Source organism: Pseudomonas protegens, from assembly GCF_013407925.2.
Lineage (GTDB): Bacteria > Pseudomonadota > Gammaproteobacteria > Pseudomonadales > Pseudomonadaceae > Aquipseudomonas > Aquipseudomonas fluorescens_AP.
The window spans coordinates 2,274,313-2,289,665 of sequence record NZ_CP060201.1 but is presented as its reverse complement, the minus strand read 5'-3'; the positions used below and the strand labels follow the sequence as shown (position 1 = coordinate 2,289,665).

13 protein-coding genes are annotated in these 15,353 nt (G+C 58.9%); 11 read left to right on the top strand and 2 right to left on the bottom strand.

All coding sequences use genetic code 11. The features are described from left to right. The first annotated feature begins 2 nt into the window (after positions 1–2). Genes GGI48_RS10760 through GGI48_RS10750 form a run of 3 tightly spaced genes read left to right on the top strand, consistent with a single transcriptional unit; the run spans position 3 to position 2,155 of the window. Complete coding sequence (locus tag GGI48_RS10760) at positions 3–1,406, top strand: sodium-dependent transporter (RefSeq protein ID WP_179598223.1); 1,404 nt, start codon at positions 3–5, stop codon at positions 1,404–1,406. Positions 1,407–1,413: 7 nt separating this feature from the next. Beyond that, the gene (locus GGI48_RS10755) at positions 1,414–1,848 is read left to right on the top strand and encodes a type II toxin-antitoxin system RatA family toxin (RefSeq protein ID WP_016967218.1); all 435 of its coding nucleotides are present in this window, start codon (positions 1,414–1,416) and stop codon (positions 1,846–1,848) included. Then, positions 1,841–2,155: an RnfH family protein gene (locus tag GGI48_RS10750; protein WP_179598221.1), complete on the top strand. Its 315-nt coding sequence runs from the start codon at positions 1,841–1,843 to the stop codon at positions 2,153–2,155. The genes GGI48_RS10755 and GGI48_RS10750 overlap by 8 nt, the downstream gene beginning before the upstream one ends. Positions 2,156–2,212: 57 nt before the next feature. Here GGI48_RS10750 and GGI48_RS10745 read toward each other — a convergent pair whose 3' ends face one another. Continuing rightward, a complete protein-coding gene (locus GGI48_RS10745) occupies positions 2,213–2,740 on the bottom strand; it encodes an outer membrane protein assembly factor BamE (protein ID WP_179598219.1) in 528 nt (175 codons plus the stop codon). Positions 2,741–2,838: 98 nt separating this feature from the next. Between GGI48_RS10745 and fur the strand changes: the two genes are divergently transcribed. Further along, positions 2,839–3,243: a ferric iron uptake transcriptional regulator gene (gene fur, locus GGI48_RS10740; protein WP_011059185.1), complete on the top strand. Its 405-nt coding sequence runs from the start codon at positions 2,839–2,841 to the stop codon at positions 3,241–3,243. A gap of 94 nt (positions 3,244–3,337) precedes the next feature. On the opposite strand, the gene recN is transcribed toward fur, so the two are convergent. Next, the gene (recN, locus tag GGI48_RS10735) at positions 3,338–5,011 is read right to left on the bottom strand and encodes a DNA repair protein RecN (RefSeq protein WP_047301676.1); all 1,674 of its coding nucleotides are present in this window, start codon (positions 5,009–5,011) and stop codon (positions 3,338–3,340) included. A gap of 250 nt (positions 5,012–5,261) precedes the next feature. Between recN and grpE the strand changes: the two genes are divergently transcribed. The 7 genes from grpE to greA all read left to right on the top strand — a co-directional run bounded on the left by grpE (position 5,262) and on the right by greA (position 15,329). After that, positions 5,262–5,828, top strand: a complete 567-nt coding sequence (gene grpE, locus GGI48_RS10730) for a nucleotide exchange factor GrpE (protein WP_047301678.1) — start codon at positions 5,262–5,264, stop codon at positions 5,826–5,828. A 102-nt stretch (positions 5,829–5,930) separates the two neighbouring features. Next, positions 5,931–7,847, top strand: coding sequence for a molecular chaperone DnaK (gene dnaK / locus GGI48_RS10725; protein ID WP_047301680.1), 1,917 nt, complete (start codon positions 5,931–5,933; stop codon positions 7,845–7,847). A 322-nt stretch (positions 7,848–8,169) separates the two neighbouring features. Beyond that, positions 8,170–9,294 (top strand): molecular chaperone DnaJ, encoded by a 1,125-nt coding sequence (dnaJ, locus tag GGI48_RS10720; protein ID WP_016967224.1) that lies wholly within the window; start codon positions 8,170–8,172, stop codon positions 9,292–9,294. A gap of 10 nt (positions 9,295–9,304) precedes the next feature. Beyond that, positions 9,305–10,111 carry a 4-hydroxy-tetrahydrodipicolinate reductase gene (dapB, locus tag GGI48_RS10715; RefSeq protein ID WP_179598217.1) on the top strand — a complete coding sequence of 269 codons (807 nt, stop codon included), beginning with the start codon at positions 9,305–9,307 and terminating at the stop codon, positions 10,109–10,111. A 256-nt stretch (positions 10,112–10,367) separates the two neighbouring features. Next, positions 10,368–11,504 (top strand): glutamine-hydrolyzing carbamoyl-phosphate synthase small subunit, encoded by a 1,137-nt coding sequence (carA, locus tag GGI48_RS10710; RefSeq protein ID WP_047301683.1) that lies wholly within the window; start codon positions 10,368–10,370, stop codon positions 11,502–11,504. Between the two features lie 130 nt (positions 11,505–11,634). After that, on the top strand, positions 11,635–14,856 hold the full coding sequence (gene carB, locus GGI48_RS10705; protein ID WP_016967227.1) for a carbamoyl-phosphate synthase large subunit: 3,222 nt from the start codon (positions 11,635–11,637) through the stop codon (positions 14,854–14,856). Next, complete coding sequence (greA, locus tag GGI48_RS10700; RefSeq protein ID WP_011059193.1) at positions 14,853–15,329, top strand: transcription elongation factor GreA; 477 nt, start codon at positions 14,853–14,855, stop codon at positions 15,327–15,329. Before carB ends, greA begins: the two co-directional genes overlap by 4 nt. Positions 15,330–15,353 lie beyond the last annotated feature (24 nt).

The following is a 15,353-nucleotide window of genomic DNA, read 5'->3' as shown; positions in this document are numbered from 1 at the left end:
CGATGTCGACAGACAGGGTCTCTGTCCACGGCGGCTGGGCAAGCCGCTGGGTCTTTATACTCGCTGCAACTGGTTCGGCCGTGGGCCTGGGGAGCATCTGGAAATTCCCCTACATGGTCGGCGTCTATGGTGGTGGTGCTTTTGTCCTGGTGTTTCTGGCGTGCATCGCGCTGATTGGGTTGCCGGTGATGCTGGCGGAAACCCTGATCGGTCGTCGGGCGCGGCAGAGCCCGGCCAATGCCCTGAAGGTGCTGGCTCTGGAGGCCGGGCATTCGGCCAAGTGGTCTTGGGGCGCCTTCGCCGGAATGATCACGGCGCTGCTGATTCTCTCCTTCTATAGCGTGGTGGGTGGTTGGTCCCTGGACTACATCATCGACATGGGGCGCGGCGATTTTCAGGGTGTCACGGCGGATCAGGTCAGTGCGTACTTCTTTGCGGTGACGGCCGATCCGTGGCGACTGACGCTTTGGCACACGCTGTTCATGCTGCTGTCGGCATTGGTGATTGCCAAGGGAGTGGTTGCCGGGCTTGAACGCAGTCTGCGGATCATGATGCCGCTGCTGTTCGTGATGCTGCTGGTGCTGCTGGGCTACAGCATGACCACCGGGCATTTCATGCAGGGCCTGCATTTCATGTTCGACTTCAGCCTGGACCGCTTGTTGGACGGGCTGCTGCCGGCCATGGGGCATGCGTTCTTTTCCCTGAGTGTCGGTGTCGGTTCGATCATGATCTATGGCGCCTACATGCCCAAGCATTCGTCCCTGGCTGGCACCGTGGTAGGGGTGGCGCTGCTGGATACCTTTGTTTCCCTGGTGGCGGGAATGGCGCTGTTTCCCATCGTGTTCGCTGCCGGGCTGAACCCTAGCGAAGGGCCTGGTTTGATGTTTATCAGTCTGCCGTTCGCCTTCGGTAATGTGGCGTTCGGCCAGCTTATGGGCGTAGTGTTCTTTGTCCTGGTGGCGATTGCGGCCTGGAGCTCGGCCATTTCCTTGTTGGAACCGATGGTGGCTTATCTCGTCGAGAGGACTAAAATCCGCCGCGGCTGGGTGACATTCTGGCTGGCGTTCAGCTGCTGGTTCGTGGGGTTGGGAACGGTGTTTTCCTTCAACATCTGGCAGCAGGCCAAGTTTTTCGTGAACGAAGGCGGTGTTTTTCATCTCTATCGATGGGGCGCGGCCGGCGGTCTGGACTTCTTTGGTGTGATCGACTTTTTCACCTCGCGGATCATGTTGCCTCTTGGCGGTTTGTGCTTCGTGGTGTTTGCAGGTTGGGTGATGGGCCGTGAGGCTGTTCGTGATGAGTTGTCATTGCGCAGTCCGTTGTTGTTCTCCCTGGCCTTGTTTTTGATGCGCTATGTGGCGCCCGTCGGCATTCTTGTGGTGTTTGCCGCCCAGTTGTGGAAATGAAGCTCACATGACGACCCATATTCAACGTTCGGCCCTTTTGCCCTATCCGGCGCAGTTTCTGTATGACCTGGTCAATGATGTGGCCCGTTACCCGGAGTTTCTGCCCTGGTGCTCTTCGGCCGAGGTGCTGGAGAACAGCGAGGAACGGATGCGTGCCAGCCTGGCAGTGGCTAAGGGCGGCATGAGTCAGCGTTTCGTGACCTGTAATACCCTGGTGCCGGGACAGTCGATCGAAATGAACCTGGAAGAGGGGCCGTTCAATCAATTGCATGGTCTGTGGGTGTTCAAGCCGCTGGGCGAGAAGGCCTGCAAGATCAGTCTTGATCTGTCTTTCGATTATGCGGGGCCTTTGGTGCGGGCCACGTTAGGGCCGCTGTTCAACCAGGCGGCCAATACCCTGGTGGATGCATTCTGTCAGCGGGCCAAGCAACTGCATGGCTGAGTCCCTGATCTCGATCGAGGTGGTTTACGCCGCAGTCGATCGCCAGTTGCTGATCACTGTGTGGGTGCCTCAGGGTTCGACACTGCGCAGTGCGCTGCTGGCTTCTTCTATAGGTGAGCATTTTGCCGAGTTGGATCTGGCGACCTGTCCGGTGGGGATCTTTGGCAAGCAGGTCATGAATCCTGAGCAGCATGTGATTCAGGCAGGGGATCGAATCGAAATCTATCGTCCGCTGCTGGCGGATCCGAAAGAGGTTCGGCGTCTGCGTGCCGCCAAGGCCGCGCAGGCACGTAAACGCGGACAGTAACTGAGTGACAGGCAACAAAAAGCCCGGGCATGCCCGGGCTTTTTCATTCGCCGCAAATTATTGCGGAGAGGTATCCAGTGGTTCAGGAATGGGCACTGGTACGGTTTTGACGCCATCCACATCTTTCTGGATCTGGTCCAGCAGCGAGCCCGGTTTGACCGGCTTCTCGGCCTTGGGTTTCTCGGCGTTCTCGGCAGGGGCGGTGACGGTGTTGCTGCTCTCCTTGCCGAGCAGTGCTTCGTCGCGGCTTACGCCTGGCATGAAGTCGCCGGCCAAGCTGACCAGTTGGTCGTTGCCATTGAAGATCAGGCTGACGCGTTCCTGTTGGCGTTCACCGCCGCCAGGTTGCAGGCTGTACAGATAATCCCAGCGATTGGCATGGAACGTGTCGGTCAGCAGAGGGTTGCCCATGATAAACCTTACTTGCCGTCGGGTCATTCCCGGGCGCAACTGGTCTATCATGTCCTGCGTCACGACATTGCCCTGCTGGATGTCGATTTTGTAAACCCCGGGGAATGAACAACCGGCGAGTGCGAGCAGTCCCACGAATGTGAAACTGGTTAGCAAGAGCTTGGTGTTTTGCATCGGTGGGCGACTTCCACTATCTTGGCTGGGACAACGTAAACCCCGATCATACCCGCATTAAGAGAAGCTGCGAAGCAGCATCGGCGAGAAAGCTGACCATGGTTGAAAATAGCGAACTACGTAAAGCCGGCCTTAAAGTGACTCTGCCACGGGTCAAAATTCTACAAATGCTCGATTCTACTGAGCAGCGGCACATGAGCGCTGAGGACGTCTACAAGGCGCTGATGGAAGCTGGTGAGGATGTCGGTCTGGCCACGGTTTACCGTGTACTGACTCAATTCGAAGCAGCCGGACTGGTGGTGCGCCATAACTTTGATGGCGGTCACGCTGTATTCGAGCTGGCGGATGGCGGTCACCACGACCATATGGTCAACGTGGAGTCTGGTGAAGTGATCGAATTCTTCGACGAGGAAATCGAAAAGCTTCAAAAGGCGATTGTCGAAAAGCACGGTTTCGAGTTGGTGGATCACAATCTTGTGCTGTATGTGCGCAAGAAGAAGTAAGCCTCTCACGCGACTGGCATAGTCGTGAAACGATCGAAGGCGACCTCAGGGTCGCCTTCTTGCTTTGTGCCTATATAAAAGAAGCGTTCCAGCCTCAGGCCTTGGTGGTCACCACCATTTTCTTGGCGTGGGCCAGGGATTCCTTGGTCAGATCGATACCGCCCAGCATTCGGGCAATTTCCTCGATTCTTTCGTTCTTGCCCAGTTTGGAAACGGCGGTATGGGTCGCGTTGTTGCCACGCACCTTGTGCACGAACAGATGTTGATGCCCCTGGGCGGCCACTTGTGGCAAGTGAGTGACCGTCAGCACCTGGCCGCGCTCGCCGAGGCGCCGCAGCAATTGGCCGACGATCTCGGCAGTCGGGCCGCCGATACCCACGTCGACTTCGTCGAACACCAGGGTAGGAACTCTTGAGGTTTGTGCCGTGATGACCTGGATCGCCAGGCTGATGCGTGACAGCTCGCCACCCGAGGCAACCTTGGCCAGTGCCTTGAGTGGTTGTCCCGGGTTGGCGCTGACCAGGAGTTCAACCTGCTCCAGGCCGTTGGGCAGCAGCTCATCACTGGTGTTGGCTCGCAGTTCGATGGTGAAGCGTCCACCGGGCATGCCCAGGCGCTGAATTTCCAGTTCCACCGCGCTGGCCAGTCCGGTGGCTGCCTGCTCTCGCAAGCGACTCAGTTCCTGGGCTTTCTCCTGATAGTGGCGGGCGAAGGACTGCAGCTCCTCGCCGAGGCGCTCGATGCTCTCGTCGTTGGCGTCCAGGGTTTCGATTTCATCCAGCAGGGTTTGCTGCATGGCCGCCAGTTCGAAAGGCTGGATGCGATGTTTGCGTGCCAGGGTATAGATGGAGTCCAGGCGTTCCTCCAGCTGTTGCAAGCGCGCCGGGTCGGCATCGAAGTGATCGAGGAAACGATTCAGTTCGCCAACGGCTTCTTCCACCTGGATCTGGGCGCTGGCCAGCAGGTTGGTGGCCTCGCCTAATGAGCCTGTCGAGTTGCCGATGCTGGACAGGCGATTGAGGCTGACGGTCAAGGCGTTGAGGACATTGCCGGAATCACTTTCGCTGCACTGTTCGACCACCTGCCGGCAGATGCCCAGTAGGGTCTCGGCGTTGGTCAGGTTCTTGTGCTCCTGCTCCAGTTCCTCGAGTTCGTTTTCTCCCAGGCCGAGATTTTCCAGCTCTTCAAGCTGATAGCTCAGCAGTTGATGGCGGGCGCGTTGCTCATCGCCGGAATTGGACAGGCGCTCCAGCTCCTGGCGAGTCTGGCGCCAGCGTTGGGCTGCCAGTTGCACCTGGCGGGCAAGATCGGTAGCGCCGGCATATTCATCCAGCAGGCGTCGATGGGTATCGGTTTTGAGCAGGGACTGGTGCTCGTGCTGGCTGTGAATGTCGATCAGCAGCTCGCCCAATGCCTTGAGGTCGCCAAGTGGGCAGGGCGTGCCATTGATATAGCCGCGTGAGCGCCCTTCGGCCGTGATGACCCGGCGCAGGATGCAGGGGCCGTCGTTGTCCAGGTCGCGCTCGGCCAGCCAGGTGCGGGCCTCGGGAATGTCCGCCAGATCGAAGGTGGCGAGGATGTCGGCCTTGTCGGCTCCTGGTCGTACCACGCCGCTGTCGGCCCGATCGCCCAGGGTCAGGCCGAGTGCGTCGAGCATGATCGACTTGCCGGCGCCGGTTTCGCCTGTGATGACGCTCATCCCTCGATCCAGTTCCAGATCCAGGTGTTCGACGATGGCGTAATTGTGTACGGACAGGTGCACCAGCATGAAGGCCGCTCCCAAACTAAATGTCTGGTTATTTATACAGTGTTTTGTTTTGGGCTGACAATGCTTTCCCTTAGCTTGATTCGCTTGGTTGCTTGGTCTTTTTAGCGCGTTCGGTAATCACGGTCAGCGGGATTTCCTGAAGGCTGATGACTTTTGCTGTGGGGGCGGGCTTGAACCCTGAAAATGCGACCCCATATAGCAGTGCAGAAGAGTGGGCCTGGCTCACTGACGATATTGAAAGGAGAATTTCATGGCTGACGAACAGACGCTGGATACGCAAAATCTAGACGCCAATCAGGCTCCCGAGGCTTCGGGTGAAGACCTGGCGGCTCGTGTACAAGTGCTCGAAGAGCAACTGGCTGGTGCGCAGGATCAGGCTTTGCGTGTTGCAGCTGATCTGCAGAACGTCCGCCGCCGCGCCGAGCAGGACGTGGAGAAAGCTCACAAATTCGCGCTGGAAAAGTTTGCCGGCGACCTGCTGCCGGTGATCGACAGCCTGGAGCGCGGCCTGGAGCTGTCCAATCCGGACGACGAGAGCATTCGTCCGATGCGTGAAGGCATCGAACTGACCTTGAAGATGTTCCACGACACCCTCAAGCGTTATCAGTTGGAAGCCATCGATCCCCATGGCGAGCCGTTCAACGCTGAACAGCACCAGGCCATGGCCATGCAGGAAAGCGCGGACGTCGAGCCCAACAGTGTTCTCAAGGTGTTCCAGAAGGGCTATCAGCTCAATGGTCGCCTGCTGCGCCCGGCCATGGTCGTGGTCAGCAAGGTTCCGGCACCGGTTTCGCCTTCGATTGACGAAAAGGCTTGAAAACGGCTGTAGAGCCCCCATTTATCAGTCAAGCGTTTAAGTGCTACCGCAGTTTGCCACCACGGCTGCGGCATCCAAATCCAAAGTTTCGGGAGAGTTAACATGGGCAAAATTATCGGAATTGACTTGGGGACCACCAACTCGTGCGTCTCCATTCTTGAAAACGGCAACGTAAAAGTTATCGAAAACGCTGAAGGCGCGCGTACCACGCCGTCGATCATCGCGTACGCCAACGATGGCGAGATTCTTGTCGGTCAGTCGGCCAAGCGTCAGGCTGTGACCAACCCGCACAACACCCTGTACGCAGTAAAGCGTCTGATCGGTCGTCGTTTCGATGAAGAAGTTGTGCAGAAAGATATCCAGATGGTCCCTTACAAGATCGTCAAGGCTGACAACAGCGACGCCTGGGTTGAAGTGAACGGCCAGAAAATGGCGCCGCCACAGATTTCGGCTGAAATCCTCAAAAAGATGAAGAAGACCGCCGAAGACTACCTCGGCGAAGCCGTGACCGAAGCGGTCATCACTGTTCCGGCCTACTTCAACGACAGCCAGCGCCAGGCCACCAAGGATGCCGGTCGCATCGCCGGTCTGGACGTCAAGCGCATCATCAACGAACCGACTGCGGCCGCTCTGGCCTACGGTATGGACAAGGCCAAGGGCGATCACACCGTGATCGTTTACGACCTGGGTGGTGGTACTTTCGACGTTTCCGTGATCGAGATCGCTGAAGTCGATGGCGAGCACCAGTTCGAAGTACTGGCTACCAACGGTGACACATTCCTGGGTGGTGAAGACTTTGACATCCGTCTGATCGACTACCTGGTTGATGAGTTCAAGAAAGAAAGCGGCATGAACCTCAAGGGTGACCCGCTGGCCATGCAGCGTCTGAAAGAAGCTGCTGAAAAAGCCAAGATCGAGCTGTCTTCGAGCCAGCAGACCGACGTGAACCTGCCTTACATCACTGCAGACGCCACCGGTCCTAAGCACCTGAACGTGAAGATTTCCCGCGCCAAGCTGGAGTCGCTGGTTGAAGACCTGGTTCAGCGCACCATCGAGCCTTGCCGTATTGCTCTGAAGGACGCCGGTATCGACGTTGGCTCGATCAACGACGTGATCCTGGTCGGCGGCCAGACCCGTATGCCGCTGGTACAGAAAGCCGTAACCGACTTCTTCGGTAAAGAAGCTCGCAAGGACGTCAACCCGGACGAAGCTGTTGCCATGGGTGCTGCGATCCAGGGTGCGGTACTGGCCGGTGACGTGAAGGACGTACTGCTGCTGGACGTTAGCCCGCTGACCCTGGGTATCGAAACCATGGGTGGCGTGATGACCGCGCTGATCGAGAAAAACACCACGATTCCAACCAAGAAATCGCAAGTGTTCTCGACGGCCGATGACAACCAGGGCGCAGTGACCATTCACGTACTGCAGGGCGAGCGTAAGCAAGCGGCGCAGAACAAGTCCCTGGGCAAGTTCGACCTGACCGACATTCCACCTGCTCCACGTGGCGTGCCGCAGATCGAAGTGACCTTCGACATCGACGCCAACGGCATTCTGCACGTAGGTGCGAAGGACAAGGCTACCGGCAAGACTCAGTCGATCGTGATCAAGGCCAACTCCGGTCTGTCGGATGAAGAGATCCAGCAGATGATCCGTGACGCTGAAGCCAACTCGGAAGAGGACCGCAAGTTCGAAGAGCTGGCCACTGCCCGTAACCAGGGTGATGCGCTGGTGCACTCGACTCGCAAGATGGTGGCCGACGCCGGTGACAAAGTCACCGCAGAAGAAAAAACGGCCATTGAAGCTGCCGTGGTCGCCCTGGAAGCCGCTGTCAAAGGCGACGACAAGGCTGCCATCGAAGCCAAGGTCGAAGAACTGTCGAAAGTCTCGGCTCCGGTTGCTCAGAAGATGTACGCCGAGCAGGCTCAGCCAGCAGAGGGCGCGGCCGCACACGCCGAGTCCGCTGAAAAAGCCGATGACGTTGTCGATGCCGAGTTCGAAGAAGTTAAAGACCACAAGTAATAGCTTGTTGGTCGGCCGGTTGACTGCCTTTGGGCGGTGACTGGTAGGATGTCGCCGCGCGGGAGCTTGCTCCCGCGTTGGCGTGTCTGGAGTCAGTGAATTTTTGACGGCGTACAACCTCCGTTTGTGCGCTGGCGGTCGGGCCGGAGAAGCTCCTGCTTTCCGGTTGCGACGACCGCAGTCGTCGACCTGCAATCGGGTCGTCTATCCAAGACCAGGATCGTTGAATTGACGTGAGTTGGGTCCGGGCCTGTATTGGGGCTCAGCGAGTTTGGCAGAGCTCAGGAGGGTTTGCCGGACGTCCTTAAGAGTGCAAAGACTTATGGCAAAGCGTGACTATTACGAAGTGTTGGGTGTGGAGCGCGGCTCCAGCGAAGCGGAGCTGAAAAAGGCTTACCGTCGCCTGGCGATGAAGCATCACCCGGATCGTAATCCCGGCGACAAAGCGTCGGAGGACATGTTCAAGGAGGCCAACGAGGCCTACGAAGTGCTGTCCGATTCCAGTAAGCGTGCAGCGTATGACCAGTACGGTCATGCTGGTGTCGACCCAAGCATGGGCGGCGGCGGTGCCGGTTTCGGCGGTCAGAATTTCTCCGATATCTTCGGTGATGTGTTCAGTGATTTCTTTGGTGGTGGTCGCGGTGGTTCCCGCGGCGGCGCGCAGCGCGGCAGCGACCTGCGTTACACCCTGGAACTGAATCTGGAAGAGGCAGTGCGTGGTACCACGGTGAATATCCGTGTGCCGACGCTGGTCAATTGCAAACCGTGCGATGGCTCGGGTGCCAAGAAAGGCTCGTCCCCTGTGACTTGCCCAACTTGCGGCGGCATTGGTCAGGTGCGCATGCAGCAGGGCTTCTTCTCGGTGCAGCAGACCTGTCCGCGTTGCCATGGCCAGGGCAAGATCATTTCCGATCCGTGCGATTCGTGCCGCGGCGAGGGCCGTGTCGAAGAGTACAAGACGCTGTCGGTCAAAGTGCCGGCCGGTGTCGATACCGGGGATCGCATTCGTCTCTCCGGTGAAGGTGAGGCGGGGACCCAGGGTGGCCCGACCGGCGACCTCTATGTGGTGATCAATGTGCGTGAGCACGCGATCTTCCAGCGCGACGGCAAGCATCTGTTCTGTGAAGTGCCTATCAGCTTCGTTGATGCGGCGTTGGGCGGCGAGCTGGAGATTCCGACCCTGGATGGTCGGGTCAAGCTGAAGATTCCCGAGGGGACCCAGACTGGCAAGCAGTTCCGGATTCGCGGCAAGGGCGTTGCTCCTGTGCGTGGCGGCGGTGCTGGCGACCTGATGTGTCGGGTTGCGGTGGAGACGCCGGTGAATCTGAGTCGTCGTCAGCGGGAATTGCTGGAAGAGCTGCGTGGTTCGCTGGATGGCGACAACTCTCATTCGCCGAAAACCACTGGCTGGTTCGAGGGCGTCAAGCGCTTCTTCGGCGACCTGTAAGGAGTAGGGCATGCGACGTATAGCTGTGATGGGGGCCGCAGGGCGCATGGGCAAGACCTTGGTCGAGGCTGTGCAACTGCGCTCTCCGCTCTCCGGTCTGACGGCGGCGATCGTCCGTCCGGGCAGTTCGCTGGTCGGTGCGGATGCGGGTGAGTTGGCGTCTCTTGGGCGTCTTGGCGTGCCAATGTCCGACAGCCTGGAAAAAGTCGTTGATGAGTTCGATGTGCTGATCGACTTCACCTTGCCGGAAGTGATGCTCAAGAACCTGGCGTTCTGCCGCAAGGCGGGCAAGGCCATGGTGATTGGCACCACCGGTCTTGGGGCCAGGGAAAAGCAATTGCTGGTCGAGGCGGGCAAGGATATCCCCATCGTCTTCGCCGCCAACTTCAGTGTCGGGGTCAATCTGTCGCTGAAGCTGCTGGATATGGCGGCGCGGGTCCTGGGTGATGACGCGGACATCGAAATCATCGAAGCCCATCATCGGCACAAGATCGATGCGCCGTCAGGCACGGCCCTACGCATGGGTGAAGTGATCGCCAGTGCCTTGGGGCGCGACCTGCAGCAGGTTGCGGTTTATGGGCGTGAAGGTCATACCGGGGCGCGGGAGCGCGAAACCATCGGTTTCGCCACTGTGCGCGGCGGCGATGTGGTGGGAGATCACACTGTGTTGTTCGCCAGCGAGGGCGAGCGCCTGGAAATCACTCACAAGGCTTCCAGTCGCATGACGTTTGCCAAGGGGGCGGTACGTGCTGCCCTGTGGCTGGAAGGTCGCGAGGCCGGTCTTTACGACATGCAGGATGTGCTGGATCTGCGTTGAGATGCATCTGAAGTGGGGTTGAGGTTGTCCTTCGGCCCCGCTTCGCACCGCTAGGCGATGTTCTGTCGCATTCCTCTGCCTTTAGGGCTCATTAGCGGTGGACCGAAAAAGCCTTTTTCTGTAAGCTACAGCTTTAGTGTGTCCACTAAAAGCGCGCAGATAATTCGACGAAGAAGCGGGGTGACGTGTCTATACGTCATTCCGCTTTTTTGCAACCTGCGATCGCCCTTTCAGGCTCTATTTACGGGAGGTCTTCTTGACTAAGCCAGCCATACTCGCCCTTGCTGATGGCAGCATTTTTCGTGGCGAAGCCATTGGAGCCGACGGTCAAACCGTTGGTGAGGTGGTGTTCAACACCGCAATGACCGGCTATCAGGAAATCCTTACCGATCCTTCCTACGCCCAGCAAATCGTTACCCTGACTTATCCCCACATCGGCAACACCGGCACCACGCCGGAAGATGCCGAGTCCGACCGCGTCTGGTCGGCTGGCCTGGTCATTCGTGATCTGCCGCTGGTGGCCAGCAACTGGCGTAACACCCTGTCCCTGTCCGATTACCTGAAAGCCAACAATGTGGTGGCGATCGCCGGTATCGACACCCGTCGCCTGACCCGCATCCTGCGTGAAAAAGGCGCGCAGAACGGCTGCATCATGGCCGGTGACAACATCTCCGAAGAAGCGGCGATTGCAGCTGCCCGTGGGTTCCCTGGCCTGAAAGGCATGGACCTGGCGAAAGTCGTCAGCACCAAGCAAAGCTACGAATGGCGTTCGACTGTCTGGGATCTGAAGACCGACAGCCACGCCACCATCGAAGCCGCTGATCTGCCGTATCACGTGGTTGCCTACGACTACGGCGTCAAGCTGAACATTCTGCGCATGCTGGTGGAGCGCGGTTGCCGCGTGACCGTGGTGCCTGCCCAGACGCCAGCGAGCGACGTGCTGGCCCTCAATCCAGATGGCGTGTTCCTGTCCAACGGCCCTGGCGACCCCGAGCCCTGCGACTACGCGATCAAGGCGATCAAGGAAATCCTCGAAACCGAGATCCCGGTATTCGGCATCTGCCTGGGTCACCAACTGCTGGCCCTGGCCTCCGGCGCCAAGACCCTGAAAATGGGACACGGCCACCACGGTGCCAACCACCCGGTCCAGGACCTGGACACCGGCGTGGTCATGATCACCAGTCAGAACCATGGCTTTGCGGTGGATGAAGCCACGCTGCCGGGTAACGTCCGGGCGATCCACAAGTCGCTGTTCGACGGCACCCTGCAGGGTATCGAGCGTACCGACAAGAGCGCGTTCAGCTTCCAGGGCCACCCTGAAGCCAGCCCGGGCCCGAACGATGTGGCGCCGCTGTTCGACCGCTTCATCAATGAGATGGCCAAGCGACGCTAAACGCTCGCCTTGAAAGTGTAGCGAGCAGCGCTTGAGGGCGGCCCCGGCGAGTCCGGCGGAATCCCCTCAGGCGCCTCAGAGAATGTTCAAGACGGCTTGCCGACTGACCTGCGGATTTGAGTGACAACCCATGCCAAAACGTACAGACATTAAAAGCATCCTGATTCTCGGCGCTGGCCCGATCGTGATCGGCCAGGCCTGCGAATTCGACTACTCCGGCGCCCAGGCTTGCAAGGCCCTGCGCGAAGAGGGTTACCGGGTCATCCTGGTGAACTCCAATCCGGCCACCATCATGACCGACCCGGCCATGGCCGACGCCACCTACATCGAGCCGATCAAGTGGCAGACCGTTGCCAAGATCATCGAGAAAGAGCGTCCGGACGCGCTGCTGCCAACCATGGGTGGCCAGACGGCTCTGAACTGCGCCCTGGACCTGGAGCGCGAAGGCGTTCTGGAGAAGTTCGGCGTCGAGATGATCGGTGCCAACGCCGACACCATCGACAAGGCGGAAGACCGTTCGCGCTTCGACGCCGCCATGAAGTCCATCGGCCTGGCGTGCCCACGCTCCGGTATCGCTCACAGCATGGAAGAGGCCAATGCGGTCCTCGACAAGCTGGGCTTCCCTTGCATCATCCGTCCGTCCTTCACCATGGGCGGCACCGGTGGCGGTATTGCTTACAACCGTGAAGAGTTCGAAGAAATCTGCGCCCGCGGTCTGGACCTGTCGCCGACCAAGGAACTGCTGATCGACGAATCGCTGATCGGCTGGAAAGAGTACGAGATGGAGGTGGTCCGCGATAAGAAGGACAACTGCATCATCGTCTGCTCCATCGAAAACTTCGACCCGATGGGCGTGCACACCGGTGACTCGATCACCGTGGCTCCAGCACAGACCCTGACCGACAAGGAATACCAGATCCTGCGTAACGCCTCCCTGGCGGTGCTGCGCGAGATCGGCGTGGAAACCGGCGGTTCCAACGTGCAGTTCGGTATCTGCCCGAACACCGGCCGCATGGTCGTGATCGAGATGAACCCGCGGGTGTCCCGTTCCTCGGCGCTGGCCTCGAAAGCCACCGGCTTCCCGATCGCCAAGGTCGCGGCCAAGCTGGCTGTGGGCTACACCCTGGACGAGCTGTCCAACGACATCACCGGTGGCAAGACTCCAGCCTCCTTCGAGCCGTCCATCGACTACGTCGTGACCAAGCTGCCACGCTTCGCCTTCGAGAAGTTCTCCAAGGCTGACGCACGCCTGACCACCCAGATGAAGTCGGTGGGTGAAGTCATGGCCATCGGCCGGACCTTCCAGGAATCCCTGCAGAAAGCCCTGCGCGGCCTGGAAGTAGGTGTTTGCGGCCTGGATCCGAAGCTCGACCTGAGCAATCCGGAAAGCATGAACGTGCTCAAGCGCGAACTGACCGTGCCGGGCGCCGAGCGTATCTGGTACGTGGCTGATGCCTTCCGTGCCGGCATGACCGTTGAGCAGATCTTCGGCATGAACATGATCGATCCTTGGTTCCTGGTGCAGATCGAAGACCTGATCAAGGAAGAAGAGAAGGTCAAGACTCTGGGGCTGTCGGCCATCGATCGCGACCTGATGTTCCGCCTCAAGCGCAAAGGCTTCTCCGATCAGCGTCTGGCCAAGCTCTTGGGTGTGACCGAGAAAAACCTGCGTACCCACCGTCACAAGCTGGAAGTGTTCCCGGTCTACAAGCGCGTCGACACTTGCGCCGCCGAGTTCGCTACCGACACCGCTTATCTGTACTCGACTTATGAAGAAGAGTGCGAGGCCGCGCCGTCGACCCGCGACAAGATCATGATCCTGGGTGGCGGTCCAAACCGTATCGGCCAAGGTATCGAGTTCGACTACTGCTGCGTACACGCTGCACTGGCGCTGCGCGACGATGGTTACGAAACCATCATGGTCAACTGCAACCCGGAAACCGTTTCCACCGACTACGACACCTCTGATCGCCTGTACTTCGAGCCAGTGACCCTGGAAGACGTGCTGGAAATCGTCCGCGTCGAGAAGCCAAAAGGCGTGATCGTGCAGTACGGCGGCCAGACTCCGCTGAAACTGGCTCGTGCCCTGGAAGCGGCGGGTGTGCCAATCATCGGTACCAGCCCTGACGCTATCGACCGTGCCGAAGACCGTGAGCGTTTCCAGCAGATGGTCGAGCGCCTGAACCTGCGTCAGCCACCAAACGCCACCGTGCGCAGCGAAGACGAAGCGATTCGTGCCGCGACCAAGATCGGTTACCCACTGGTGGTGCGTCCGTCCTACGTTTTGGGCGGCCGGGCGATGGAGATCGTCTACGAGGAAGAAGAGCTCAAGCGCTACCTGCGTGAAGCGGTTCAAGTGTCCAACGACAGCCCGGTGCTGCTGGACCACTTCCTCAACTGTGCCATCGAGATGGACGTGGATGCCGTTTGTGACGGCACCGACGTGGTGATCGGCGCGATCATGCAGCACATCGAGCAGGCCGGCGTTCACTCCGGTGACTCCGCGTGTTCCCTGCCGCCGTACTCGCTGCCTGCGCATATCCAGGACGAGATGCGTGAGCAGGTCAAGAAAATGGCCCTGGAACTGGGTGTGGTCGGCCTGATGAACGTGCAGCTGGCCCTGCAGGGTGAGCAGATCTACGTGATCGAGGTGAACCCGCGTGCCTCCCGTACCGTGCCGTTCGTGTCCAAGTGCATTGGTGTCTCGCTGGCAATGATCGCGGCCCGTGTGATGGCCGGCAAGACTCTGAAAGAGCTGGGCTTCACCAAGGAAATCATTCCGAACTTCTACAGCGTCAAGGAAGCGGTGTTCCCCTTTGCCAAGTTCCCGGGCGTTGACCCGATCCTCGGCCCAGAGATGAAGTCCACCGGTGAAGTGATGGGTGTGGGCGATACGTTCGGTGAGGCCTTTGCCAAGGCGCAGATGGGCGCCAGCGAAGTATTGCCAACTGGCGGTACTGCATTTATCAGTGTGCGTGACGATGACAAGCCGCTGGTTGCAGGCGTGGCCCGTGATCTGATCAACTTGGGTTTCGAAGTGGTTGCGACTGCAGGCACTGCCAAGGTGATCGAGGCCGCTGGCCTGAAAGTGCGTCGTGTGAACAAGGTGACTGAAGGTCGTCCGCATGTGGTCGATATGATCAAGAACGACGAAGTCACCCTGATCATCAACACCACCGAAGGTCGTCAGTCTATCGCTGACTCGTATTCCATTCGTCGTAACGCCTTGCAGCACAAGATTTACTGCACCACCACCATTGCTGCTGGCGAAGCTATCTGTGAAGCGTTGAAGTTCGGTCCGGAAAAGACCGTGCGTCGCTTGCAGGATCTACACGCAGGATTGAAGGCATGAATAAATACCCAATGACCGTCCAGGGCGCTCGCGCCCTGGAAGAAGAGCATGCTCACCTGACCAAGGTCGTGCGTCCGAAGCTCAGCCAGGACATCGGTACGGCCCGTGAGTTGGGTGACCTGAAAGAAAACGCTGAATACCATGCTGCTCGTGAGCAGCAGGGTATGGTCGAGGCGCGGATTCGTGATATCGAAGGCCGTCTGCAGAATTCGGTAGTTATCGACGTCACGACCATTCCTCATACCGGCAAGGTGATCTTTGGTACTACGGTGGAAATCGCCAACGTCGAAACCGACGAAAGCGTCACCTACCAGATCGTTGGTGAGGACGAGGCTGATATCAAGCTCGGTAAAATCTCTGTCGGTTCGCCGATTGCTCGCGCCTTGATTGCCAAGGAAGAGGGTGATGTGGTGGCGGTCAAAACGCCTGGCGGCGTTATCGAGTATGAGATTGTCGAAGTCCGTCACATCTGAAAGAAGGCGCCCGCTGCAAGCGGG

Coding starts and splice junctions, on each gene's coding strand:
- dnaK (WP_047301680.1), top strand. CDS start 5,931: ATGGGCAAAATTATCGGAATTGACTTGGGGACCACCAACTCGTGCGTC.
- GGI48_RS10755 (WP_016967218.1), top strand. CDS start 1,414: ATGACGACCCATATTCAACGTTCGGCCCTTTTGCCCTATCCGGCGCAG.
- fur (WP_011059185.1), top strand. CDS start 2,839: ATGGTTGAAAATAGCGAACTACGTAAAGCCGGCCTTAAAGTGACTCTG.
- GGI48_RS10760 (WP_179598223.1), top strand. CDS start 3: ATGTCGACAGACAGGGTCTCTGTCCACGGCGGCTGGGCAAGCCGCTGG.
- dapB (WP_179598217.1), top strand. CDS start 9,305: ATGCGACGTATAGCTGTGATGGGGGCCGCAGGGCGCATGGGCAAGACC.
- dnaJ (WP_016967224.1), top strand. CDS start 8,170: ATGGCAAAGCGTGACTATTACGAAGTGTTGGGTGTGGAGCGCGGCTCC.
- recN (WP_047301676.1), bottom strand. CDS start 5,011: ATGCTGGTGCACCTGTCCGTACACAATTACGCCATCGTCGAACACCTG.
- GGI48_RS10745 (WP_179598219.1), bottom strand. CDS start 2,740: ATGCAAAACACCAAGCTCTTGCTAACCAGTTTCACATTCGTGGGACTG.
- greA (WP_011059193.1), top strand. CDS start 14,853: ATGAATAAATACCCAATGACCGTCCAGGGCGCTCGCGCCCTGGAAGAA.
- grpE (WP_047301678.1), top strand. CDS start 5,262: ATGGCTGACGAACAGACGCTGGATACGCAAAATCTAGACGCCAATCAG.
- carB (WP_016967227.1), top strand. CDS start 11,635: ATGCCAAAACGTACAGACATTAAAAGCATCCTGATTCTCGGCGCTGGC.
- GGI48_RS10750 (WP_179598221.1), top strand. CDS start 1,841: ATGGCTGAGTCCCTGATCTCGATCGAGGTGGTTTACGCCGCAGTCGAT.